The sequence below is a fragment of the Actinoplanes campanulatus genome, from assembly GCF_014647795.1.
Classification (GTDB): Bacteria; Actinomycetota; Actinomycetes; order Mycobacteriales; family Micromonosporaceae; genus Actinoplanes; species Actinoplanes campanulatus.
Genome location: NZ_BMPW01000009.1, coordinates 99,928 through 122,631, shown reverse-complemented (window position 1 = coordinate 122,631; position 22,704 = coordinate 99,928). Strand labels below are relative to the sequence as shown.

Genomic DNA, 22,704 nt, shown 5'->3' with positions numbered 1-22,704 from the left:
CCAGCCGCCCGGGTCAAGCCGTGCGGCGGCTACAACCGCCCGGCCAGGCTCGCGGGAGCCGCGGGGCTGTCACGATTCGGCGGGGGCGGACCGCCTCGTACGATCAGAGAAGTTTGTGAATTTGGGAGAGGGTTTCGTCGGCTTCGGTGACCAGGTCGGTGAGGATGGCGGATACCGGGCGGACCTCGTTCATCCGGCCGACGATCTGGCCGACCGGCATCGGGACGACGGTCGGGTCGCCGGAGGCCATCAGGCGGTCGTGGGCGCCGGACACGAGCAGGTTCTGCAACGGCATCGGGAGTGGCGCGGGCGCGTCCGATTCGGACCACGCCTCGGTCCAGCGGTTACGCAGCAGGCGGGCCGGTTTGCCGGAGTAGATGCGGCTACGCACGGTGTCGCTGGAGCCGGCCTGGAGGAGGGCTTCGCGCAGCGCTGGGCCGCTGCGGTATTCGCTGGAGCCGAGCCAGACCGAGCCCATCCACACGCCGCGGGCGCCGAGGGCGAGGGCGGCGGCGATCTGGCGCCCGCTGCCGATGCCGCCGGCCGCCAGGACCGGTACGCCGACCGCGTCGACGACCTCCGGGACCAGCACCATGCTGGCGATCTCCCCGGTGTGGCCGCCGGCCTCGTAGCCCTGGGCGACCACGATGTCGACCCCGGCCGCCACGTGGCCGCGGGCGTGGTCGGCCCGGCCGGCGAGCGCGGCGACCAGCAGGCCGCGGTCGTGGGCCTGGGCGATCACGTCCGGCGGCGGCGGGCCGAGAGCGTTGGCGATCAACCGGACCGGGTGCTGGAGGGCCACCTCGACGTGACTGCGAGCGACCGAGTGCAGCCAGCCGAGGACGCCGGGCCGGTCCGAGGCGGCACCGAGCGGGGGCACGCCGAGGCGTTGCAGAGTCCGTTCGACGAAGTCGCGGTGTCCGGGAGGGATCAGTTCTCCGAGGTCGGCGGGCAGCCCCTCGGTGGGCACCTTGCCGGGCATCACCACGTCGACGCCGTAGGGGCGGCCCTCGGTCGCCCGGTCCAGCCAGGTGAGGACGGTGTCCAGTTCGGCGGCGTCGTTGAACCGGACGCAGCCGAGCACGCCGAACCCGCCGGCCCGGCTGATGGCCGCGACGACGTGCTCGGACGGGCTGAACCCGACGATCGGATGGTCGACGCCGAGCAGGTCGCAGAGGTCAGTCCGCATGGTGCTCCCTCGCGTAGGTGTGCGCCCACCGGTAGTCGGCCTTGCCGCTGATGGTGCGCTGGATCCCGTCGACCACCCAGATCCGGCGCGGCACCTTGTAGCCGGCGATGCGATGGCGCACGTGGACGTCGAGGTCGTCCAGGTCGAGGTCCGCGCCGGGGCGCACCTGGACGAGGGCCACCACTTTCTGGCCGAGCAGGTCGTCCGGCGTACCGATGACCAGGGCGTCGAACACGTCCGGATGGGCTTTCAGGGCGCCCTCGACCTCTTCGGGGAAGACCTTCTCGCCACCGGTGTTGACGCACGTGTTGCCGCGGCCGAGCAGGGTGAGGGTGCCGTCCTCCTCGATCCGGGCCAGGTCGCCGGGTATCGCGTAGCGGACCCCGTCCACCTCGGTGAGCAGCGTGGCGGTCTTCTCCGGGTCCTTGTAGTAGCCGAGCGGCACGTGCCCGCCGCGGGCCAGCCGGCCGACGACGCCGGGTGGGGCCTTGGCGCCGTGCTCGTCGATGACGATGGTGTCCGGGCCGGGCATGACCCGCGGCCCGTCGACGGCGCCGCCCTGGACGTCGGCGACGATGCCGATGCCGGCGAACCCGGTCTCCGACGAGCCGATCGCGTCGGTGACCATGACGTTCGGCAGCGCCTCCAGGTACTGCCGCTTCACCGACGGCGAGAACAGGGCGGCACTGGACGAGATCGCCACCAGCGAGGATCCGTCGTAGTTGCCGGCCAGGTACGCCTCGATGATCGGCCGGGCCATCGCGTCGCCGATCAGGACCACCACGTTGACCTGGCGGCGTTCGATCACCCGCCACACCTCGTCCGGGTCGAAGTGGGGCAGGAACACCACGGTGTCGCCGCCGAAGAGCGCCGCGAGGGCGGCCCACTGGGCGTTGCCGTGGATCAGCGGGGCCAGGCAGAACCGGACCATCGGCGGCATCTCGGCGCCGCGCCGGGACTGGGCCCACTCGTCCTCGAGCGGGATGCCGGACATGAAATCGATGCCACCGCCGAGAACCCGCCACACGTCCTCGTGCCGCCAGATGACGCCCTTCGGGTAGCCGGTGGTGCCGCCGGTGTAGAGCAGGTAGATGTCGTCGCCCTCACGGGGCTCGAAGTCACGGTCGGGTTTGCCGGCGGCGACGGCGTCCGCATAGGAGACGCCCGGGATGTCGGCGTCGGTCCCGTCCGGCAGGGCGACCGTGGTGTGCAGGCCGCCGCCCACGGCCCGGACCTTCGCCGAGAATCCGCGGTCGTGGATCAGCGCGGTCAGGGAGGCGTCCTCGAACAGGTACTGTAACTCGTTCTCCACATATCGGTAGTTGACGTTGACAACCACGGCGCGCAGCTTGTACACGGCGATCATGGCCACCACGGCCTCGATCGAGTTGCCCGCGTACAGCCCGACGTGGGCGCCCTTGCCCACTCCTCTACTTCGCAGGAAATGGGCCAAACGGTTGGCGCTCTCCTCCAGCTCCGCGTAGGTGATCTCACGCTCGCCGCAGGCCACCGCGACGCGATCGGAGAAGGCGTCGACCGCGTGCTCGAACAGGTCCGCAATATTGGCCGCCATCAACGCAAAGTAGAACCTGTTATCGTTCCCGAGCAAGAGTTTGGCACTGGGAGGGAAACCGGGTGGACGCTCTCGTCGAACAGCGCGGACCGATCCTGATCGTCACCATGAACCGGCCGGAGGTCCGCAACGCGCTCTCCCCCGCGATGATGGCGGTGATGCGCGACGCCTGGGACCGGGTCGACTCCGACCCGTCGATCCGGGTGGCCATCCTGACCGGCGCGGGTGGCGCGTTCTGTGCGGGCGCCGACCTGCGCGCCATGACCGCCGAGCACCCCGGCGACGGGTTCCGGTCGAACGGCACCGACCTGTCCCGCATCGACGCGCTGCTCAAGGGCCGCCGTCTCACCAAGCCGCTGATCGCCGCCGTGGAGGGCCCGGCCGTCGCCGGCGGCACCGAGATCCTCCAGGCCACCGACGTACGGGTGGCCGGCGAGAGCGCCCGCTTCGGGGTCTCCGAGGCCCGGTGGGGGCTGTTCCCGCTCGGCGGTTCGGCGGTCCGGCTGCCGCGCCAGCTGCCCTACACGGTCGCCGCCGACCTGCTGCTCACCGGCCGGCATCTGACCGCTTTCGAGGCCCGCGACGCCGGCCTGATCGGCCACGTCGTCCCCGATGGCGAAGCCCTGGCGCATGCCCTCAAAATCGCCGAGACGATCGCCGCGAACGGCCCCCTCGCCGTGCAGGCCATCCTGCGCACGATCCGCGATACCGAGGGCCTGCCGGAGAACGAGGCGTTCGCCCTCGAATCCCGCATCGGCACGCGCGTCTTCATGTCCGAGGACGCCAAGGAGGGCCCGCGCGCCTTCATCGAAAAACGAAAACCCCACTTCAAAGGCGTTTGATCGTACGGACGTGGCCGTTCCCGCCGAACCACCCCGTCCCGCGGCACCCCCGCGAGTCACTCTCGGGTCAAGCCCGCGGCGCGCCCACCGGGCTTAGATCGGTGGCCGGGCAGGTGCACACGTTCGGGCGGGCGAAGCCGTGGTGGCCGCGCACGGAAGACGTCGCGTGCGCGGCCACCACGGCCATATGCCACGGAGGCGGCCACGACACCGCCATCGTGTGCACCCCACCCTCGGGGAACACGAAGGGGGTTTAGATCGCGCGGTCGCGGCCGGACCAGTACGGGTCGCGGAGGAGGCGCTTGTAGAGCTTGCCATTCGGGTCGCGGGGCAGTTCGGCGACGTAGTCGACGGTGCGGGGCAGTTTGAAGCGGGCCACCCGCCCGGCCAGGAAGGCGAGCAGCTCGGTGGTGAGGGCGGGGCCGGGGTCGATGCCGGGCTGCGGCTGGACCACGGCCTTGATCTCCTCGCCCCACTCGTCGTGCGGGATGCCGAAGACCGCGGCGTCGGCGACCGCCGGGTGGACGGCCAGTTCGTTCTCGATCTCGGCGGGGTACACGTTGACGCCCCCGGTGATGATCACGTCGCTGGCCCGGTCGCAGAGGAACAGGTAGCCGTCGTCGTCGAGGTAGCCGATGTCGCCGACGGTGAACATCCGGTCCCGCCAGGAGGCGCGGGTCTTCTCGGCGTCGCCGTGGTATTCGAAGGTGGCGTCGCCCATCTGGAGGTAGACGGTGCCGGGTTCGCCGGGCAGCCGGTCCTTGCCGTCGTCGTCGAGGACCCGGATGCGGGAGCCGGGCCAGGCGCGGCCGACCGAGCCGGGCCGCTGGAGCCACTCGGCGGCGGTGATCAGGGTGCCGCCGCCCTCGGAGGCCGCGTAGTACTCGATCACGACCGGCCCGAACCAGTCGAGCATGTCCCGTTTCACCGGCTGCGGGCAGGGCGCGGCCCCGTGGATCATGGCGCGCATCGAGGACACGTCGTACCGCCGGCGCGTGTGTGCGGGCAGGGCGAGCAACCGCCGGAACTGGGTGGGCACCATGTGGCTGTGGGTGCCCCGGTGCGCGCTCACCAGCCGGAGGAACTCCTCGGCGTCCCAGTGGTCCATCACCACGACGGTGTGCCCGAACTGGAGCGAGATCACCGCGAAGTTCATGACCGCCGTGTGGTAGAGCGGTGAGCAGCACAGATGGACGTGATCGTCGAACGGGCGCAGACCGAACAGGCCGAAGAACCACAGCGACACCGGCGCCACCTGGTCGGGGTCGAGGCCGAGCAGCGGTCGGCGTACCCCTTTGGGCCGCCCCGACGTGCCGGACGTGTAGACCATGAGCGCGCCGAGCGTACGAGGGAAGGGTCTGCCTGATCCGCCCGCGCCCAGGGCGGACAGGGGCGCGAAGCCCGGGATGTCGCCGACCGCGAAGCGGGAGGGCACGGATCGCCCGGCCTCGCGGGCCGCGCCGGCGAAGCGTTCGTGCGCGATGAAGGCGCGGGCGCCGCAGTCGCGCAGGATGTAGCCGATCTCGGCGGCGGTGAGATGCCAGTTCAGCGGTACGACGTGGAGCCCGATCTGGGCGGCCGCGAAGTAGGCGGTGAGGATGTCGGCGCCGTTGGGCAGCAGCAGGGCGATGGTGTCGCCCGCCTCCAGCCCGGCGTCGCGCAGGCCGCGCCCGATCCGGTCGGCCTCGGTGGCGAGTTCGCCGTAGGTGAGGGTGCGGCCGTCCGGGTCCACGATGGCCGCGAGCTGCGGCCGCTCGGCCGCGATGGTCCACATCCCGATGCCCGTCATGGCCCGACTCTATAACTGGTTCCATCGATGAGAAAGCGTCTGTACACGGTCCTTGCCCGCCGAGATTGGAACGTGTTTCACTCATCGACGTGGATACCCTAGCGGCACCGCTGACCATCGCCTTCGACTACACGCGCTCGCTCGGGCCGGTGCTGGGCCGGTTCATGGCAGGGCTGCGGGAGCGGCGGGTGCTGGGTGCGCGGACGTCGGACGGGCGGGTGCACGTGCCGCCGCTGGAGTACGACCCGGTCACCCACGAGCCGGTCACCGACCTGGTCGAGGTCTCGCCCACCGGGACCGTGGTGAGCTGGACGTGGAACCCGCGGCCGGTCGAGGGGCAGCCGCTGGACCGGCCGTTCGGGTGGGCGCTGATCCGGCTGGACGGCGCGGACACGCCCCTGTTGCACGCGGTGGACGCGGACGAGTTGCACACCGGGATGCGGGTGCGGATCCGCTGGGCCGCGGAAGGACGGGGGCACATCCGGGACATCGAGTGCTTCGAGCCTGGCGAAACCGGCATATCCGAAATAGCAGAAGACCTTGAGCCGGTGGAGATCATGACGACGCCGATCCGGCTGCATTATCAGCACACCACATCCGCCGAGGAGGACCGCTATCTGCGGGCCCTGGAACAGGGACGGATCATCGGCCAGCGCTGCCCGGCCTGCCGGAAGGTGTACGTCCCCCCGCGCGTCTGCCCCGCCGACGGGGTGGCCCCGGACGAGGTGGTGGAGGTCGCCGACCGCGGCATGGTCACCACCTTCTGCGTGGTCAACGTGCCCTTCGCGGGGCAGCGGCTGACCCCGCCGTACGTGGTGGCGCAGGTGCTGCTGGACGGCGCCGACATCCCGATCTCGCACCTGATCCTCGGCGTCGAGGCCGGGGACGTGCGGATGGGGATGCGGGTGGCCGCGGTCTGGCGGGACCGGTCGCGATGGTCCACCACGCCGGAGAACATCGACCACTTCGAGCCGACCGGAGAACCGGACGCCCCCTACGAGTCCTATGCGGAGCACCTGTGAACACCGTCGCGGTCGTCGGGTTCGCGCACGCGGACACCTCGCTCACCACGAGCGGGGTGGAGACGCTGGTCCCGGTCATCACGGCCGCGCTGGCGGACGCCGGGCTGGGCCGCCGCGAGGTCGACTTCTGGTGCTCCGGGTCGTCGGACTACCTGGCCGGGCGGGCGTTCTCCTTCGTCAGCGCGGTGGACGCGATCGGGGCGGTGCCGCCGATCGCCGAGTCGCACGTGGAGATGGACGCGGCGTGGGCGCTGTACGAGGCCTACCTCAAGATCCTGGCCGGTGAGGCGGAGACCGCGCTGGTGTACGGGTTCGGCAAGGGCACGGCCGGCGATCTGGACCGGGTGCTGTCGTTGCAGCTGGACCCGTACACGGTGGCGCCGCTGTGGCCGGGGGCGGTGAGCATCGCGGCGTTGCAGGCCCGGCTCGCACTGGACGCGGGACTGTTCACCGAGGACGACATGGCCCGGGTGGCGGGACGGCGCGCGGAGGGGCCGTACCTCTCCTGTCCGCTGCGGGAACACGACGTGGCGCGCGTCGCCGACGGTGTCGCGGCGGTCGTCCTGGCCGCGAATGATCGTGCCCGCGGTCTGCGGGAGCGCCCCGCCCGGATCTCCGGTTTCGCGCATCGGGTGGATCCGCAGGGCCTCGGTGAGCGGGATCTGACCACGGTGCCGTCGGCGGTCGCGGCGGCGCGGGACGCCGGTGTGGACGGCGCGGTGGACGTGGCCGCGCTGCACGCCCCGTTCACCCATCAGGAGCTGCTGCTGCGTGAGGTCGTCCGGGCCGGCTCCTACCTGCCGTTCGGCGCGAACGCGATGTTCTCGGCCGGGTTGTCGCGGATCGGGGCGGCGGCCGGCGAGGTGATGTCCGGGCGGGCGCGGACCGCGGTGGGGCACGCCACGAGCGGGCCCGCGTTGCAGCAGAACCTCGTCTGTGTGCTGGAGGCGTGATGCGCAGGGCCGCTGTACTCGGAACCGGGCAGACGGAGCACCGCACCCGGCGCACCGACGTGTCGATGGCCGGGCTGTGCCGGGAGGCGATCGACCGGGCGCTGGCCGACGCGGGGACCGCATGGGATCAGATCGACGCGGTGGTGCTGGGTAAGGCGCCGGACCTGTTCGAGGGCGTGATGATGCCCGAGCTGTTCCTCGCCGACGCGATCGGGGCGGCCGGGAAGCCGCTGCTGCGGGTGCACACCGCCGGGTCGGTGGGCGGGGCGACGGCGATCGTGGCGACCAGCCTGATCCGGGCCGGGGTGCACCGGCGGGTGCTGGCGGTGGCGTTCGAGAAGCAGTCGGAGTCGAACGCGATGTGGGCGCTGTCGATCCAGCCGCCGTTCAGCGCGCCGATCACCGCGGGGGCGGGAGGCTACTTCGCTCCCCATATTCGCTCATATATCCGGAAGTCTCATGCTCCGGAGCACATCGGTGCGCTGGTGGCGGTGAAGGACCGCCGCAACGGGGCCCTCAACCCCCACGCGCATCTGCAGCAACCGGACATCACGCTTGAATCGGTGCAGCGGTCCCCCATGCTGTGGGATCCGATCCGGTACGACGAGACGTGCCCCTCCTCCGACGGCGCCTGCGCCGTGGTCATCGGCGATCAGGCGGCCGCCGAGGCGTCATCGCGGCAGGTGGCCTGGATCAGGGCGACGGCCATGCGGACCGAGCCGACGTTCTATTCCGGTAAGGACCACGTCAATCCGCGCGCCGGATCGACGGCCGCGCGCGCCGTGTTCAAAGCCGCCGGCATCGAGGACCCGCTCGACGATATCGACGTCGCTGAGCTTTATGTTCCTTTTTCATGGTTCGAGCCGATGTGGCTGGAGAATGTCGGATTTGTCGGACAGGGGCAGGGCTGGAAGCTGGTCGAATCCGGTGAGACCCGGATCGGCGGAGCGCTGCCGGTCAACCCGTCCGGCGGGGTCCTCTGCTCCAACCCGATCGGCGCCTCCGGCCTGCTGCGGTTCGCCGAGGCGGCCATGCAGGTGATGGGCCGGGCCGGAAAGCACCAGGTGCCGGGCGCGGCGACGGCGCTCGGGCACGCGTACGGGGGCGGGTCGCAGTTCTTCTCCATGTGGGTGGTCGGGAGGCAGCCGTGAAACGCCGGACTCTTCTGCAAGCGAGCGCGGCCGGGCTGTTCCTGCCCGGCCTGGCCCGGCGCAACCTCCAGGGCCGGACCGCCCTGGTGATCGGCAGCGGGTTCGCCGGCGCGGTGGCCGCGTACCGGCTGGCCCAGGCCGGGATGGAGGTGACCGTCCTGGAACGGGGCCGGCGCTGGGATCTGGACGGCTCCGGGAACACGTTCTGCACGATCAGCAACCCGGACTGGCGGTGCGCGTGGTTCGCCGACAAACCGCCACTCGGCCTCGACGTCAGCAAGACCATCGAGCGGGGCGCCGGGCTCATCCAGAAACACGTGGGCGACGGCATCCAGGTGATGTGCGGAGCCGGGGTGGGCGGCGGGTCGCTGGTCATCGGCATGTACCTGCCGCAGCCGCGCCGCGCCGACTGGGAGCGGGTCTATCCGGCCGAGCTGTCGTACACCACGTTCGAGGACGTCTACTGGCCGCGCGCGCGGCAGAATCTGGGCGCCGCGCCGATTCCCGCCGACATTCAAAATCAGCCGGGGTACGCGGGGGCGCGCGCGTGGCTGGAGTACATCGCGGAGTTCGGCCGCACGCCCGTACCGGTGCCGTTCGGGGTCGACTGGAACGTGATCCGGGATGAGCTGGCCGGGCGGGTGCGGGCCTGCCACACGATCGGTGAGGGGCCGTTCGGCAGCAACTCGGGCGCGAAGAACAGCGTCGACCACAACTATCTGGCCTGGGCCCAGCAAACCGGACATGTCACTATCTATCCGCTGCACGAGGTGACCGAACTTCGCGAGGTATCCGGATCCTCGATGATGGAGGCGGCCGCCCGGCAGATCGACGAGCGCGGTGGGGTCCTCGCGAGCAAGACGTTCACGGCCGAGTTCGTCTTCCTGGCGGCCGGCTCACTGAACAGCACATCACTGCTGCTCACCTCCCGGGCGCGCGGCCGTCTCCCCCGGCTGACCAGCACCGAGGTGGGCAAGGGCTGGGGCAACAACGGCGACTTCCTGATCGCCCGGCTCAACCTGCGCAAGGCGGTCGGGCACGCCCAGGGCGGACCGGGCAACGTGCGGTTCTTCGACGACGCGAACCCGTACGCGCGGGCCGCCATGGCCTGGGAGGCGGCGCCGATCCCGTCCTGGCTGCCGGCGACCACCGCGCATCTGATCACCACCCTGATCCCGGAACGTGGCGAGATCCGGTACGACGCGGCCACCGGCGCCGGGAAGGTCTACTGGCCGTACGCCGAGATGGAGACCGCCGGTGACAAGGCCGGGCGGGATCTGGCCACCCGGCTGTGGTGGCGTACCGAGGGCTCGAAGGGTTCGCTGCTGACCGGGCTGCCGTCCTACGACCGGAACACCGGCATGGGTCTGGGGTCGCGCAACACCTACCACCCGCTCGGCGGTCTGGTGATGGGCAGGGCCACCGACTTCACCGGAAAGGTGGCCGGATACCAGAACCTGTACTGCGTGGACAGCGCCCTGCTGCCCGGCTCCGCGTGCCTCGCCAACCCGGCCCTGACGGTCACCGCGAACGCCGAGCGCTGCCTGGACGAGTTCCTCGCCGCCAACGTCTGAAAGCATTACTGCAACAAACCTGCAAATGGATTCCGTTGACGGGCGGTAATGCCCGGTGGCAGATTCCAACTCGGAATCCGTCCCCAACGGTGCCCCCGCCGGAACATCCCCCACGCTGCACGTCCGCCGCCATTTAATGCGATCGCGGACGGCTGCACCGCGCCCGGCGGGGATCCCTTTGCGACAAGGAGAATCCCCCATGTCATCCCATCCACGGGCCCGCGGACTGCGCCGTTCGCTCGGCGCCGCCGGACTCGCCGGCCTGGTCGCGGCCGGTGTCTTCGTCACGATCGGCACCGCCGAGGCGGCCACCCTGTTCTCCGCCGACTTCGAGGCCGGCAGCACCAGCGGGTGGTCGAAATCGGGCGGCACCTGGTCGGTGGTGAGCGACGGCACGCAGGTGTTCCAGCAGTCGGACAGCACCAACACCAGGGCCCGGCAATTCGCCGGAACGACCTCGTGGACCAACTACTCGGTCCAGGCGAAGGTGAAGGCGACCACATTCGGTTCGACCTCCGGCGTGGTGGCGCTGACCGCCCGCGCCGCCGGGGCGACGAAGATGTACCGGCTGTCGCTGACCGGCGCCAACCGGGTCCAGTTGGAGACCATGAACGGCAGCAGCGTCACGGTGCTGGGCAGCCTGAGCCAGACGATTTCGGCGAGCACGTTCTACACGCTGAAGCTGACCGTCAACGGGACCACGATCAGCGGGTCGGTCAACGGCACGAGCGTCGGGTCGGCCACCGACAGCACCATCACGGCGGGCCGGATCGGGCTGCTCACCGAGTACGCGGCGGGCCGTTTCGACGACGTCCTCGTCGACGACGGAGTGTCGACGCCGACGTCGTCGCCGACCACCTCTCCGTCGACGTCGGTCTCACCGTCGGCCAGTTCCTCCTCCCCGCCGCCGTCGAGCAGCGCCCTCTACGTGGCGCCGAACGGCACCGACAGCGCGGCCGGGACGGTGGCGGCACCGACCACGCTCACCTCGGCGATCACCCGGATCGCCGCGGGCGGCACGATCTACCTGCGCGGCGGCACCTACGCGCACTCGTCGACGGTCACCATCGCGCCCGGCAACAACGGGTCGTCCGGTGCGTTGAAGACGATTTCCGCGTACCCCGGTGAAGTGCCGGTCTTGAACTTCTCGGCGCAGGCCGAGGACACCGCGGCCCGTGGTCTCGCGGTCAACGGCAACTACTGGCGGGTCTACGGCATCGTCGTCGAGCGCGCCGGCGACAACGGCATCTTCGTGGGCGGCAGCAACAACATCCTGGAGCGCACGATCACCCGCTTCAACCGGGACACCGGTCTCCAGTTGTCCCGGATCGCGTCGGACACCCCGGCCGCCCAGTGGCCGGCGAACAACCTGATCCTCAGCGCCGAATCACACGACAACGCCGACTCGGACGGTGAGGACGCGGACGGCTTCGCGGCCAAGCTGACCGTCGGATCGGGCAACGTCTTCCGGTACGCGGTCTCGCACAACAACATCGACGACGGCTGGGACCTCTACACCAAGACCGACACCGGGCCGATCGGCGTGGTGACCATCGAGGACTCGCTCGCCTACAACAACGGCACGCTCAGCGACGGCTCGCAGGCCGGCAACGGCGACCGCAACGGCTTCAAGCTCGGCGGTGAGGACATCGGGGTCAACCACATCGTGAAGCGGACCGTGGCCTACAAGAACGGCAAGCACGGGTTCACCTACAACAGCAACCCGGGATCGATGACGATCTCCAACAACCTGAGCATCGACAACACAGAGCGCAACTTCAACTTCGACGCCGGCACGTCGGTCTTCACCAACAACACCTCGTGCCGCAGCTCCAGCGGCACGAACGACCGCATCATCGGCACCGCGGACAGCACCAACCAGTTCTGGTCCGGCACGAACGGCGCCCGCTGCGCGAACTTCACCGGCGCGCTGGCCTGGTCGTTCGCCTCGGACGGCCGCCTGGCCATCACCCTCGGCGGCAAGGCCGTCTCACTCTGATCGGCTGACTCGCCCGCCTGCCACTTCCGGCAGGCGGGCGATTCCTTTTGTACGGGAAAGCCGCCATGCCATTGAACAACGCCCTGATCGACGTCTCCCCGCTGCGCACCTCACCTCACTTCCGCCGCTGGTGGATCGGGCGCGTGTGCTCCGGGCTGGGCGGCCAGATGGCGCTGGTCGCGGTCCTCTACCAGGTGTGGGAGACCACCCGGAGCCCGGTGTGGACCGGAGCGGCGGGGCTGGCGTCCGGGCTGCCGCTGCTGGTGTTCGGGCTGTTCGCGGGCACACTGGCCGATCACGGGGACCGGCGCCGCTTCTATCTGATCTGCGTCGCCGGGCAGACCGTGTGCGCGGGGCTGCTGGCTGTGCAGGCGTTCGCCGGCGGGCTGCCGGTGGGCGTGCTGCTCGGGCTCGTCGCGGTGCAGTCGTCGTTCGCGGCCGGGGCCGGGCCCGCGTCCCGGGCGATCCTGCCCCGGCTGCTGCCCGCGCCGGAACTCGCCGCCGGCCTGGCCCTGAACCGGATCGCCTTCCAGGCGTCGATGCTGCTCGGGCCGGCGCTCGGGGGGCTTCTCATCGCCTCGGCCGGGGTGGGCGGCTGCTTCCTCGCCGACACCCTGTCCTTCGTGGTGATGCTGGGCGCCGCCGCCACGCTGCCGCCGATGCCGCCGGCCGGCGAGGCGTCCCGGCCCGGGGTGCGGGCGGCGCTGGCCGGGCTGCGGTTCCTGGCCGGGCACCGGGCGGTTCGGGGCGCGCTGCTCACCGACCTCGCGATGACCGTGCTGGCCATGCCGGTGAGCCTGTTCCCGGTGCTGAACGCGGAACGATTCGGCGGCGATCCCCGTACCCTCGGATTGTTGTTCTCGGCCCTGGCCGTGGGTGGCGTCGCCGCCTCGCTGTTCTCCGGGGTCTTCACCCGGCGCGCCCGGCCCGCGCCGATCATGTTCGCGGCGGCGGCCGTCTGGGGCGCGGCGATCGCCCTGCTCGGCGTCGCGCCGCTCATATCGGTCGCGTTGCTGCTGCTCACCGTGGCCGGGGCCGCCGACACCGTCGCGGTGGTCACGCGCGGCACGGTCGTCCAGACGCACACCCCGGACGCGATGCTGGGCCGGGTGTCGGCCGCCGAACTGATCGTCGGCCACTCCGGCCCGGAACTCGGCAACCTCCGCGGCGGCCTGCTCGCATCCGTCACGTCGGCAACGTTCGCCCTGGTCAGCGGTGGCCTGTTGGGCGTGACCGCAGTGGCGGTGCTGGCGCTCAGGAGCGGGCGAACCAGATGACCAGCATGGCGGCCAGAAAGAGGATCCCGGCGGCCGCGGTGACCGCGCCGACCAGGGTGCTCATGCTCGACTCCGACCACTCCGGACGCTGCGGGCCCGGCGCGGTCCACTCGCCGACGACGGTGAGCAGACGGTCGCCGGCCGCGCGCAGACGGCGGGTGCGGTCCGCGCCGGGGGGCGGTTCGGTGGCCTCGTCACTCACCGGCATCCCACTTCGGACATTCGACCGACCACCTCCGCGCGCTCTCCGTGAGTCAACGACCCATCTGCTCCCGCGGTGATGCGACACTCGTTCGTGCTGGTAATACGTTCGGACGGCGCTGGGGGATCGAATGGTTGAGGTGCGCGAGGCCGCGAAGGTCCTCTCTCAGGCGCGACGGGTGGTGGTGTTCACCGGCGCGGGGATCTCGGCGGAGAGCGGCGTGCCCACCTTCCGGGACGCGCTGACCGGCCTCTGGGAGCGCTTCGACGCTCAGGCACTGGCCACCCCGCAAGCCTTCCAGGACGACCCGGACCTGGTCTGGGGTTGGTACGAGTGGCGCCGCACCGTGATCCGCCGGGTCCACCCCAACCCCGGCCACGAGGCGGTCGCCGCCATCGAGGCGCGCACCCCGCGCAGTGTCGTCATCACCCAGAATGTGGACGACCTGCACGAACGCGCCGGGTCGGCGGGCCCGCTGCACCTGCACGGCAGCCTGTTCGAGCCGCGCTGCGCATCATGCGCCCGGTCCGCCCCGATGCCCGACGGCGAGGAGCCTTCGGAGGGCCGGCGGCTGGCCCCGCCACGCTGCGAGCACTGTTCCGGCCCGGTGCGCCCGGGCGTGGTGTGGTTCGGCGAGGCCCTGCCGGAGCAGATCCTGGAGACGGCCGTCCAGGAGGCGACCGACTGCGACGTGCTCCTGACGATCGGCACGTCCGGCCTGGTCTACCCGGCCGCCGAGATCCCGAAGGTGGCGGCCATGTTCGGCGCCACCGTGATCCAGGTGAACCCGCAGCCCACCCCACTGGACGCGGTCGCCGGCATCAACCTGCACGGCCCCGCCGCCACCGTCCTCCCGGCCCTGGTCACCGCCGCCTGGCCCAGTCTTTCATAACCACGGTTATCATAACCGTGGTTACGAAAGAGGGCCGCCACCGCGGACACCGGCGTCGTCCTGATCGATCTGGCCACCCTCTATCGAGCGGGCTGAGACAGGGGGAGGTCGCGGAGGGGGCCCTTGCGGACCTTGCCGGAGCCGGTTCTCGGGAGGTCGGTGACGATGTCGACGTACACCGGGATCTTGTATCTGGCCAGGCGCCCGGCCAGATGGGCCGGGATGTCGCCGGGGTTGAGGCCGGCGCCGGGGACCGGGACCACGAAGGCGCGGCCGACCTCGCCCCACCTCTCGTCCGGGACGCCGACGACGGCGGCCTCGGCGACCGCCGGGTGTTCGAAGATGGCGGCCTCCACCTCGGCCGGGTAGACGTTCTCGCCGCCGGAGATGTACATGTCCTTGGTGCGGTCGACGATGCGGAAATGGCCGTCCTCCCCCACGACGGCCAGGTCGCCGGAGCGGAACCAGCCGTCGGTGAAGGCGGCGGCGGTGGCGGCCGGGCCGTTCCAGTAGCCGGGGGTCACGTTCGGGCCGCGGACCAGCACCTCGCCGGGTTCGCCGGGCGGGGCCGGGGTGAGGTCGGGCCGCACGCAGCGGACGTCGGTGAAGAAGACCGGCAGGCCGGCCGATCCGACGTGGTCGCGGCTCTCCCGCGCCTCCAGGAAGGTGGCGCCGGGCGCGGTCTCGGTCATCCCGTAGCCCTGGCAGAACGCGAGGCCCCGGTCCTGGTAGGCGCGGATCAGCGCCTCCGGGACGGCGGCGCCGCCGGTCATCAGGCAGCGCACCGAGGACAGGTCGGCGGTCGGCCAGCGGGGTGACCGGGAGAGGCCGGCGAACATGGTGGAGACGCCGAACATCCAGGTCACGCCGTACCGGGCGATGGCGTCGAAGCAGCCGTCGACGTCCCAGCCGGGCATGATCACCGAAGTGCCGCCCTTGAGGAACGTGGGCAGCAGGCACTGGTTGAGCGCCGCCACGTGGAAGAGCGGGGCGCTGAGAAGGGTGACCTCGTCGCCGGCGACGTCGACGCAGACGAGCAGGTTGTAGCAGTTCCACACCAGGTTGCCGTGGGTCAGCACGGCGCCCTTGGGGTGGCCGGTGGTGCCGGACGTGTAGAGGATGCAGGCCACGTCGTCGAGCGTGACCGGCTCGTCGAAGCGCGCGAGATCCGAGAGGAAGTCCTCGTATCCGGGGAGTCCGACTTTGATCGGGACTTCCAAGGACACCGGCAGGGCGTGGATCAACGCGACCGCCCCGCTGTGCCGGAGCTGGTACTCGATCTCCGGTTCGGTCAGCCGGAAGTTCATCGGCACGAAGACCGCGCCGAGCGCCCAGGTCGCGAACATCGTCTCGACCAGGGACGGATGGTTCGGGCCGAGGTAGGCGACCCGGTCCCCGGGCCGAACCCCGGCGGCACGCAGGGCCGCGGCCAGGCGCGAGGTGCGTTCATGCAGTTGGGCGTACGTCGTACGCCGCTCCTCGAAGATCAGGGCGGTGCTGCCGGGCGACATGGCCGCCCGGCGTGCCGGCCAGGACCCCAGCCCCGCGTTGCGCATGTCCGGTCCTCTAGGCGTAGTGGCGGTAGACGGGGCGGGCGACGCAGGCGGGCTTGTCCTGGCCCTCGACCTCGACGGTGAAGTCGAAGACGCTCTGCACGCCGTTGCCGGCCACGTCGTCGACGCTGACCACGGTCGCGGCCAGCCGGATCCGGGAGCCGACCTTGACCGGGCTGGGGAAGCGCACCTTCTCCAGCCCGTAGTTGACGCCCATCGTGATGCCCTCGACCACGAGCAGTTCGCCGAAGAGCGGGATGACCAGGGACAGGGTGAGGTAGCCGTGGGCGATCGGCGCGCCGAACGGGCCCTGCGCCGCCTTCTCCACGTCGACGTGGATCCACTGGTGGTCGCCGGTGGCGTCGGCGAACGTGTTCACCCGCTCCTGGGTGATCTCCAGCCATGCGCTGCGGCCGAGGTCCTTGCCGGCCAGGGACTTGAGGCCGTCGAGGCCGTTCACGGTGGTGGTCATGGGTTCTCCCGGAAGAGTAGGCGGGCTGCGTTGGCTTTGAGAATCTTGGGGCGGACCGTCTCCTTGAGGTCGAGCTTCTCGAAGTCGGCGAGCCATCGGTCCGGGGTGATCACCGGGTAGTCGGAGCCGAACAGCACCTTGTCCTGGAGCAGGCTGTTCGCGTACCGGACCAGTTGCGGCGGGAAGTACTTGGGTGACCAGCCGGACAGGTCGATGTGGACGTGCTCCTTGTGGGTGGCGACCGCGAGGGCCTCGTCCTGCCAGGGGAACGACGGGTGCGCCAGGATGATCCGCAGGTCGGGGAAGTCCACGGCCACGTCGTCGACCAGCATCGGGTTCGAGTACCTGAGACGGATCCCGCCGCCGCCGCGGACCCGGGCGCCGATGCCGGTCTGCCCGGTGTGGAACAGGGCGACCGACCCCAGCTCTTGAATCGTCTCGTAGAGCGGGTAGGCGATCGGGTCGTCCGGCGCGAAGCCCTGGATGCTGGGGTGGAACTTGAAGCCCCGGACGCCGTAGTGCTCGACCAGGCGGCGGGCCTCACGGGCGCCGGCCCTGCCCTTGTGCGGGTCGATGCTGGCGAACGGGATGAGCACGTCCGGGTGGGCCGCGCAGTCCTCGGCGATCTCCTCGTTCGGGATGGCCGGATGCCCGGTGGCGTGTTCGGCGTCGACCGTGAAGACGACCGCGGCCATCCTCCGCTCGCGATAGTAGGCGGCCGTCTCGTCGATGGTGGGCTGCCGGTGGCCGTGCGCCTTGAAGTAGTCGGCGGACGCGCCGAGCAGGGCGGGGCTCAGCGACGTGCGGCCGTCGCGGCCCACCTCGGCGTGCGTGTGCACGTCGATGGCGGTGAGCTCGTCGAGGTTCATCGCTTCGGCGCCGGGATGCCGTAGGTCTCCAGCGGGAAGTCCCACCCGGCGGCGATGGCCTCGGCCGTCCAGCCGCCCTCGGCGTACCGGATGGTCTTCTCGCTGGGGTGCGCCCAGAGGGCGAGTTTGTCGCCGCCGATGCCGATCGCCTGGCCGGTGATGCCGTTCGAGGCGTCCGAGGCGAGGAAGGTGATCAGGCCGGTGACGTCCTGGACGGTGCCGAGGCCCTCGTCGTGGCGCATCCAGGCCGGCAACGGCTGCCCGGTCCGCCCGGCCTCCTCGATGGCCGGCCCGAACGCCGGGATCGTCCTGGTCATCTCGGTGGCGGCGATCGGGATGACGGCGTTGACGGTGATCTCGCTGCGGGCCAGTTCGAGGGCCCAGGTGCGGGCCATCGCGGCGATCCCGGCCTTGGCTGCCGCGTAGTTGGTCTGGCCGAAGTTGCCGCGCTGCCCGGCCGGGGAGCCGATCAGGATGATGCGGCCGCCTCCGGCCTGCTCGCGCATCCGGATCGCGGCGGCGCGGGCGCAGGTGAAGGTGCCGCGCAGGTGGACGTCGACGACCGCGTCGAAGTCCTCGTCGGTCATCTTCCAGAGGACCCGGTCGCGCAGGATGCCGGCGTTGGTGATCAGCACGTCGAGCCGGCCGAACGTCCCGACCGCGGTGGCGACGAGCTTCTCGGCGCTCGCGGTGTCGCCGACCGCGGCCGCCACGCCGACCGTGTCCCCGCCTATCCCGGCGACCGCGGCGTCCACGACCGTCTGGTCCACGTCGTTGACCACGACCGACGCGCCCGCGGCGGCGAGCGCTTCGGCATAGGCGAGACCGAGCCCCCGGCCACTGCCGGTGACGATGGCGACCTTGCCGGTCAGATCCATGCTCTTCAACCTCTCACGAACGGCCGGGCAGGCACAATCAACAGGATTCTTGGCAATCAGGTTTCCTGTCAATGGCGTAATCTGGCCCCACCCGCGAGAGGAACCCGCCATGACGACCGGCCCATCCCTGCTCTACCTGGTGAAACAGCTCGAACTCGCGGTCCGCGCGGGCCTCGACGATCTGGTCCGCCCGGTCGGCGTCACCGCCCTGCAATACACGGCCCTCACCGTCCTGGAACGCCACGACGGCCTCTCCGCGGCCCAGCTCGCCCGCGACTCGTTCGTCACCGCCCAGTCGATGGCCGACATGGTCCGCGCCCTGGAGACCCGCGGCCTGATCCGCCGCGAACGCAACGCCGGCAACCGTCGCGAACTGCTCATCCGCCTCACCGGCGAGGGCCGGGCGCTGCTCGCCGTGGTCGCCGCCGACGTGCGCACGCTGGAGACGCGCATGCGGGCGAAACTCACCGACGAGCAGGCCGCCGACTTCCGCCAGTCGCTCATCACGGCCTGGCAGTCACTCAGCTGAGCCGTTTCCGGCACAGCAACGGGAGCCCGGGATCAGGCTCCGGCCGCGTCCAGCCGGGCCAACTGTCCGGCGTCCAGCTTGACGCCGAGCGCGGGCACCAGATTCTCGAACTGCTCCGGCGTCCGCGGCCCGATCAGCGGCACCACGGTCGGCGCCGTCTGGTGCAGGTGCCAGGCCAGCACCGTCTGATTGGGAGTAGCCCCGACCTCGGCGGACACCTCGGCCAGCGCCGCCAGCCGGGCCTCGCTGTCCGGACCGGTGTAGGACGCCATCATCCAGTGTTCGGCACGGCGGGCCGCGTCGTCGTAGACGCCCTTGAGGATCGGCGAATAGGCGACCAGGCCCAGGTCACGGTGCTCGGTCAGGTAGTCCCACTGCTCGTCGTCGACGATCGACGCGTGCTCCAGGCCGGCCCGCCGCCGCAGGTAGGTGTGCTGCTGCTGCACGGCCACCGGGGCGGGCCAGTCGTACCGGTCGCACAGCTGCCGGATCCGCTCCAGCCGCCACGTCCGTACGTTCGACCAGCCGAGATACCGCACCTTGCCGGCGGCGACCAGCCCGGCCAGCGCCTCCAGGGTCTCCTCCAGCGGCGTCGTCCGGTCGTCGACGTGCACGTAGTAGAGGTCGACGTGGTCGGTGCCGAGCCGCTGCAGGCTGCCGTCCAGCGCGTGCCGCAGCGTGTCCCCGCCGGCGCCGGCGAAGGTGCGCCGGGCCAGCTCCCAATCCGGGGCGCCGTCCGCCTGCCACAGGTCGGGCGAGTAGGCCGGCAGCGCGCTGCCCTTCGTGGCCAGGAAGATCTCGTCCCGGTTGCCGCGGTCACGCATCCAGCGCCCCAGCAGTTCCTCGCTCTCCCCGCCCCGGCTGCCCCGCCGCGACCACCACTCGTAGCAGTCCGCGGTGTCGACGAACGATCCACCCAGTTCCCGGTACCGGTCGAGAATCCGCACCGACGACGCCTCGTCGGTGGCGTTGCCCATCTGCATGGCCCCGAGGGCGACGCTGCTGACCTGCTCTCCGGTCCGTCCCAGTTCGACAGTGGCGATTCTCGTTGCGCTCATGTGGACGACGCTATGACCTGGAGCGCGCTCCAGGTCAAACCCTCACCCGAGCACCGAGGGTCGCCGCGGACATGGCGGCCACGGCCAGGAGGCCGGCGATCGGGGCGAACGCGAAGCCGTACCGGATCCCGTCGGAGACCAACGGGCCGGTGATCGCGGCACCCGCCGCGCTGCCCACCGTGAAGGCGGTGATGATCCACGCGAAGGCCTCGACCGCGGTGCCGGGCGGCGTGAGCCGGTCGGCCGCGAGGAAGACCGCGGTCAGCAGCGGCGGCAGCGACAACCCGGACACCGCGAGCAGCACCGCCATCGGCGCCGGGCCGGGAACCAGCAGCAACGGTACGAAACCGGCCGCGAGCGCCGCAGCGGTCAGCGGCAGCCGCCCCGGCCCACCCGGCGCGGCCCGTGTGTAGAGCAGGCCGCCGATCAGCGCGCCGGCCGCCTGCGCGGCCAGCAGCCAGCCGCTCAGCGCACGGTTCCCGGCCGCCTCGGCATAGCCGGTGACGGCGACCGGCAGGCTTCCGACCGCCGCTCCCGCACAGATCACCCCGGCCACGATCACGACGAAGCGGGGTACGCGCAGAGGCCCCGCCCAGTGCCGGGCCCCCGCCTCGCCCCGCCAGGTCCGCACCACCGGGGTCAGCGCGAACCCGGCCACCCCGGCGAGTTGCAGCACCGCGGCGGCGAGCAGCCCCGCGGACGGCCCGGCGAGGCCGACCGCGGCGAGCGTCACCAGCGGCCCGGTCACGTAGATGACCTCCTGCACCGCGAGGTCCAGCGAGTAGGCGGCCGCCACGTTCTCGGCCGGAACCAGGTTCGGCCAGAGTGCCCGCAGGCAGGCCTCCAGCGGCGGCGTCCCGAAGCCGGCGCCCACCGCCCCGGCCAGCATGACCGGCACGCTGTGCCCGCTGGCGGCGACCACCACGAAACCGGCGCCGGACAGCACCGCCGACCCCCACAGCACCGGCGGCTGCCGCCATCGGTCGACGATCCGGGCCAGCAGGGGCGCGCTCACCGCCATCCCGGCCGTGTAGGCGGCCACGACCAGGCCGGCCAGCGTGAGCCCGTGCTCCTCACGGGCGAAGAGCAGCAGGGCCAGCGGCGCGGCGGCCATCGGCAGGCGGCCGGTCTGGCTGAAAACCAGAAGCCGGCGTACGAACGGGGCGCGCAGAACGGTCCGCAGACCGGACGGCGCGGAAACGGCAGAGGACATGACGGATCGCTCCCTGAATCCGAGGGGTGATGGGCGCTTCATGGACCGTCGGACGGTCCGGCGCCGATCAGGGAGCGAAGTCGGACCGGTCGTGATCGTTGCCGTAGAGCGGCAGGTCAGGCGTGATCCACCGCGTGTAGGCGGCGGCGATGGCCTCGACCGGGATCACGCCTGCACCCTACAGGCGGCGGAGGACGCAGACGACCTTGCCCAGGATCACCGCGCTGTCGGCCGGGATGGGGGCGTAGGCCGGGTTCCGGGGCAGGAGCTCGGCGTGCTCACCGGTGTGGTGGAAGACCTTGACGGTGGCCTCGCCGTCGAGCATGGCCGCGACGATCTCACCGTTCTCCGCGACCGGCTGCTTGCGGACCACGACCACGTCGCCGTCGCAGATCGCGGCGTCGACCATGGAGTCGCCCTTGACGTTCAGGGCGAACAGGGTGCCGCTGCCGACCATGCCGGCCGAGACGGTCAGGTAGTCCTCGACGTGCTCCTCGGCCAGGATCGGGGCGCCGGCGGCGATGGCGCCCAGCACCGGGACGGTCACCACGTGCTCGGCGGGCGGGGTGTCCGCGGCGGGGCGCAGCTCGACCGCCCGGGAGTTGTTGGGCTGGCGACGGATCAGGCCGTGCTTCTCCAGGACCCGGAGCTGGTAGGACACCGAGGACGGGGAGACCAGGCCGACGGCCGCGCCGATCTCGCGGACGGTGGGTGGGTAGCCACGCTCGCGGACCGAATCGCGGATCACCGCGAGGATGCGCAGCTGCCGGGTGGTCAGTGGCGGCTGCCCGGGATTGATCGGGGGCTGATCTGCACCGCTGTCGATGCTCATTGCCGCACCTTACCCCATGATTAGATCAGATGTACGAAACGTGACCGGTTTCCGCCCGTTCGGGGGACGCCCGGCCCGACCCGATGACCGATGCCGATCATGTCACCGAGCGTGAAGATTTGCCGATGCCGACCATCTGGGAGTACGCGGACCAGGTCGCGGCGGGCGACACCGGCCTCTGGCAGGCCGCGACCCGGCGGGCCGCCATCCTGCTCGCGCCGACACATCCGGTGATCTCGCTGCCGTACCGCATGCCGGTGCACCAGGTCCTGGTGCAGACGACGGCGCTGGTGGTCTACGGCCGCACCCGGACGGCCGGCGCTCCCGGCCACGTGGTGACCGGACTCGAGCTCGCCGCGTGGGTGGCCGAGCACGTCCTGCCCGGCACGGACGCCGGGCCGGGAGCGGTGGCGGCCGCGGTCCGGCGGCAGCTCGACAGCATCGCCGGGATGCTCCGCTCCACCGGCCATCACGTGCCCGAGCCGGGTCCGCGGGCGCTGCACCGCTACTCCCCCGACCCGGTGGTCCGCCTGTGGCACGACCTGGCCGACGTCGACGACGCGCCGGGCCTCGGCGGTTTCCCCCTGCTCTGCCTGGGCGTGGCCGCCATGTCCGACACCTTCGGCCCCGCCATCGTCTGACGATCAGCGCCGAAGGTGTGTACACCGTCGTCGGCGCCCTGTGGGCGCTGACCGGTGGGCTCTGAATCACGCGAAACGCATCGACGGCAAACAGTGCAAGATCTGTACCATCGCGCTGTGAGCCTCTTGCGGCTCGTCGGTGAGTTCGGGAGCACGATGCGATGTCGGGGGTTGTCGGCGATACGGTCCGCTTCAA

The 22,704-nt window shown here is 71.2% G+C and carries 21 protein-coding genes; 10 read left to right on the top strand and 11 right to left on the bottom strand.

The annotated features are described in order from the left end of the window. Nucleotides 1–103: 103 nt before the first annotated feature. Nucleotides 104–1,189, bottom strand: coding sequence for an NAD(P)H-dependent flavin oxidoreductase (locus IEZ13_RS18755; RefSeq protein WP_183219466.1), 1,086 nt, complete (start codon nt 1,187–1,189; stop codon nt 104–106). Beyond that, nucleotides 1,179–2,762: an acyl-CoA synthetase gene (locus IEZ13_RS18750; protein ID WP_183219464.1), complete on the bottom strand. Its 1,584-nt coding sequence runs from the start codon at nt 2,760–2,762 to the stop codon at nt 1,179–1,181. Before IEZ13_RS18750 ends, IEZ13_RS18755 begins: the two co-directional genes overlap by 11 nt. A gap of 62 nt (nt 2,763–2,824) precedes the next feature. Here IEZ13_RS18750 and IEZ13_RS18745 point away from each other — a divergent pair, with 62 nt between their 5' ends. Beyond that, nucleotides 2,825–3,604, top strand: coding sequence for a crotonase/enoyl-CoA hydratase family protein (locus IEZ13_RS18745; protein WP_183219462.1), 780 nt, complete (start codon nt 2,825–2,827; stop codon nt 3,602–3,604). A 253-nt stretch (nt 3,605–3,857) separates the two neighbouring features. Here IEZ13_RS18745 and IEZ13_RS18740 read toward each other — a convergent pair whose 3' ends face one another. Then, on the bottom strand, nt 3,858–5,393 hold the full coding sequence (locus IEZ13_RS18740; RefSeq protein ID WP_183219460.1) for an acyl-CoA synthetase: 1,536 nt from the start codon (nt 5,391–5,393) through the stop codon (nt 3,858–3,860). A gap of 89 nt (nt 5,394–5,482) precedes the next feature. On the opposite strand from IEZ13_RS18740, the gene IEZ13_RS18735 reads away from it, so the two are divergent. From IEZ13_RS18735 to IEZ13_RS18710, 6 genes are all read left to right on the top strand, one after another. Further along, nucleotides 5,483–6,415 (top strand): Zn-ribbon domain-containing OB-fold protein, encoded by a 933-nt coding sequence (locus IEZ13_RS18735; protein ID WP_229794784.1) that lies wholly within the window; start codon nt 5,483–5,485, stop codon nt 6,413–6,415. Then, nucleotides 6,412–7,368 carry a lipid-transfer protein gene (locus IEZ13_RS18730; protein WP_183219458.1) on the top strand — a complete coding sequence of 319 codons (957 nt, stop codon included), beginning with the start codon at nt 6,412–6,414 and terminating at the stop codon, nt 7,366–7,368. Before IEZ13_RS18735 ends, IEZ13_RS18730 begins: the two co-directional genes overlap by 4 nt. After that, complete coding sequence (locus IEZ13_RS18725) at nt 7,368–8,519, top strand: thiolase domain-containing protein (RefSeq protein ID WP_183219456.1); 1,152 nt, start codon at nt 7,368–7,370, stop codon at nt 8,517–8,519. The genes IEZ13_RS18730 and IEZ13_RS18725 overlap by 1 nt, the downstream gene beginning before the upstream one ends. Next, nucleotides 8,495–10,093: an FAD-dependent oxidoreductase gene (locus IEZ13_RS18720; RefSeq protein WP_183219454.1), complete on the top strand. Its 1,599-nt coding sequence runs from the start codon at nt 8,495–8,497 to the stop codon at nt 10,091–10,093. The genes IEZ13_RS18725 and IEZ13_RS18720 overlap by 25 nt, the downstream gene beginning before the upstream one ends. Before the next feature lie 199 nt (nt 10,094–10,292). Then, nucleotides 10,293–12,092, top strand: a complete 1,800-nt coding sequence (locus IEZ13_RS18715; protein WP_183219452.1) for a 3-keto-alpha-glucoside-1,2-lyase-like domain-containing protein — start codon at nt 10,293–10,295, stop codon at nt 12,090–12,092. A 65-nt stretch (nt 12,093–12,157) separates the two neighbouring features. After that, complete coding sequence (locus tag IEZ13_RS18710) at nt 12,158–13,369, top strand: MFS transporter (RefSeq protein ID WP_183219450.1); 1,212 nt, start codon at nt 12,158–12,160, stop codon at nt 13,367–13,369. On the opposite strand, the gene IEZ13_RS18705 is transcribed toward IEZ13_RS18710, so the two are convergent. Further along, complete coding sequence (locus IEZ13_RS18705) at nt 13,347–13,571, bottom strand: hypothetical protein (protein ID WP_183219448.1); 225 nt, start codon at nt 13,569–13,571, stop codon at nt 13,347–13,349. The two genes, IEZ13_RS18710 and IEZ13_RS18705, sit on opposite strands and share 23 nt — an antisense overlap. 139 nt (nt 13,572–13,710) lie before the next feature. Between IEZ13_RS18705 and IEZ13_RS18700 the strand changes: the two genes are divergently transcribed. Next, the gene (locus IEZ13_RS18700; RefSeq protein WP_372441826.1) at nt 13,711–14,463 is read left to right on the top strand and encodes an SIR2 family NAD-dependent protein deacylase; all 753 of its coding nucleotides are present in this window, start codon (nt 13,711–13,713) and stop codon (nt 14,461–14,463) included. Nucleotides 14,464–14,543: 80 nt separating this feature from the next. Here IEZ13_RS18700 and IEZ13_RS18695 read toward each other — a convergent pair whose 3' ends face one another. The 4 genes from IEZ13_RS18695 to IEZ13_RS18680 are packed head-to-tail and all read right to left on the bottom strand — an operon-like array spanning nt 14,544 to nt 18,235. Continuing rightward, on the bottom strand, nt 14,544–16,019 hold the full coding sequence (locus IEZ13_RS18695; protein ID WP_183219444.1) for an acyl-CoA synthetase: 1,476 nt from the start codon (nt 16,017–16,019) through the stop codon (nt 14,544–14,546). A 10-nt stretch (nt 16,020–16,029) separates the two neighbouring features. Next, nucleotides 16,030–16,488, bottom strand: coding sequence for a MaoC family dehydratase (locus IEZ13_RS18690; RefSeq protein WP_183219442.1), 459 nt, complete (start codon nt 16,486–16,488; stop codon nt 16,030–16,032). After that, the gene (locus IEZ13_RS18685) at nt 16,485–17,357 is read right to left on the bottom strand and encodes an amidohydrolase family protein (RefSeq protein WP_183219440.1); all 873 of its coding nucleotides are present in this window, start codon (nt 17,355–17,357) and stop codon (nt 16,485–16,487) included. The genes IEZ13_RS18690 and IEZ13_RS18685 overlap by 4 nt, the downstream gene beginning before the upstream one ends. Next, nucleotides 17,354–18,235 carry an SDR family NAD(P)-dependent oxidoreductase gene (locus IEZ13_RS18680; protein WP_183219438.1) on the bottom strand — a complete coding sequence of 294 codons (882 nt, stop codon included), beginning with the start codon at nt 18,233–18,235 and terminating at the stop codon, nt 17,354–17,356. The genes IEZ13_RS18685 and IEZ13_RS18680 overlap by 4 nt, the downstream gene beginning before the upstream one ends. A gap of 109 nt (nt 18,236–18,344) precedes the next feature. On the opposite strand from IEZ13_RS18680, the gene IEZ13_RS18675 reads away from it, so the two are divergent. Further along, nucleotides 18,345–18,764, top strand: coding sequence for a MarR family winged helix-turn-helix transcriptional regulator (locus tag IEZ13_RS18675; protein ID WP_183219436.1), 420 nt, complete (start codon nt 18,345–18,347; stop codon nt 18,762–18,764). Nucleotides 18,765–18,796: 32 nt separating this feature from the next. On the opposite strand, the gene IEZ13_RS18670 is transcribed toward IEZ13_RS18675, so the two are convergent. The 3 genes from IEZ13_RS18670 to lexA form a co-directional block, all read right to left on the bottom strand. Then, the gene (locus IEZ13_RS18670; protein ID WP_221245398.1) at nt 18,797–19,822 is read right to left on the bottom strand and encodes an aldo/keto reductase; all 1,026 of its coding nucleotides are present in this window, start codon (nt 19,820–19,822) and stop codon (nt 18,797–18,799) included. 34 nt (nt 19,823–19,856) lie between these two features. Further along, nucleotides 19,857–21,035 carry an MFS transporter gene (locus IEZ13_RS18665; protein WP_183219434.1) on the bottom strand — a complete coding sequence of 393 codons (1,179 nt, stop codon included), beginning with the start codon at nt 21,033–21,035 and terminating at the stop codon, nt 19,857–19,859. A 178-nt stretch (nt 21,036–21,213) separates the two neighbouring features. After that, nucleotides 21,214–21,867, bottom strand: coding sequence for a transcriptional repressor LexA (gene lexA, locus IEZ13_RS18660; RefSeq protein ID WP_183219432.1), 654 nt, complete (start codon nt 21,865–21,867; stop codon nt 21,214–21,216). 125 nt (nt 21,868–21,992) lie between these two features. Here lexA and IEZ13_RS18655 point away from each other — a divergent pair, with 125 nt between their 5' ends. Further along, the gene (locus tag IEZ13_RS18655; protein WP_183219430.1) at nt 21,993–22,508 is read left to right on the top strand and encodes a hypothetical protein; all 516 of its coding nucleotides are present in this window, start codon (nt 21,993–21,995) and stop codon (nt 22,506–22,508) included. The last annotated feature ends 196 nt before the right edge of the window (nt 22,509–22,704 follow it).

Coding starts and splice junctions, on each gene's coding strand:
- IEZ13_RS18675 (WP_183219436.1), top strand. CDS start 18,345: ATGACGACCGGCCCATCCCTGCTCTACCTGGTGAAACAGCTCGAACTC.
- IEZ13_RS18695 (WP_183219444.1), bottom strand. CDS start 16,019: ATGCGCAACGCGGGGCTGGGGTCCTGGCCGGCACGCCGGGCGGCCATG.
- IEZ13_RS18715 (WP_183219452.1), top strand. CDS start 10,293: ATGTCATCCCATCCACGGGCCCGCGGACTGCGCCGTTCGCTCGGCGCC.
- IEZ13_RS18755 (WP_183219466.1), bottom strand. CDS start 1,189: ATGCGGACTGACCTCTGCGACCTGCTCGGCGTCGACCATCCGATCGTC.
- IEZ13_RS18690 (WP_183219442.1), bottom strand. CDS start 16,488: ATGACCACCACCGTGAACGGCCTCGACGGCCTCAAGTCCCTGGCCGGC.
- IEZ13_RS18740 (WP_183219460.1), bottom strand. CDS start 5,393: ATGACGGGCATCGGGATGTGGACCATCGCGGCCGAGCGGCCGCAGCTC.
- IEZ13_RS18655 (WP_183219430.1), top strand. CDS start 21,993: ATGCCGACCATCTGGGAGTACGCGGACCAGGTCGCGGCGGGCGACACC.
- IEZ13_RS18750 (WP_183219464.1), bottom strand. CDS start 2,762: ATGGCGGCCAATATTGCGGACCTGTTCGAGCACGCGGTCGACGCCTTC.
- IEZ13_RS18680 (WP_183219438.1), bottom strand. CDS start 18,235: ATGGATCTGACCGGCAAGGTCGCCATCGTCACCGGCAGTGGCCGGGGG.
- IEZ13_RS18670 (WP_221245398.1), bottom strand. CDS start 19,822: ATGAGCGCAACGAGAATCGCCACTGTCGAACTGGGACGGACCGGAGAG.
- lexA (WP_183219432.1), bottom strand. CDS start 21,867: ATGAGCATCGACAGCGGTGCAGATCAGCCCCCGATCAATCCCGGGCAG.
- IEZ13_RS18725 (WP_183219456.1), top strand. CDS start 7,368: ATGCGCAGGGCCGCTGTACTCGGAACCGGGCAGACGGAGCACCGCACC.
- IEZ13_RS18685 (WP_183219440.1), bottom strand. CDS start 17,357: ATGAACCTCGACGAGCTCACCGCCATCGACGTGCACACGCACGCCGAG.
- IEZ13_RS18710 (WP_183219450.1), top strand. CDS start 12,158: ATGCCATTGAACAACGCCCTGATCGACGTCTCCCCGCTGCGCACCTCA.
- IEZ13_RS18665 (WP_183219434.1), bottom strand. CDS start 21,035: ATGTCCTCTGCCGTTTCCGCGCCGTCCGGTCTGCGGACCGTTCTGCGC.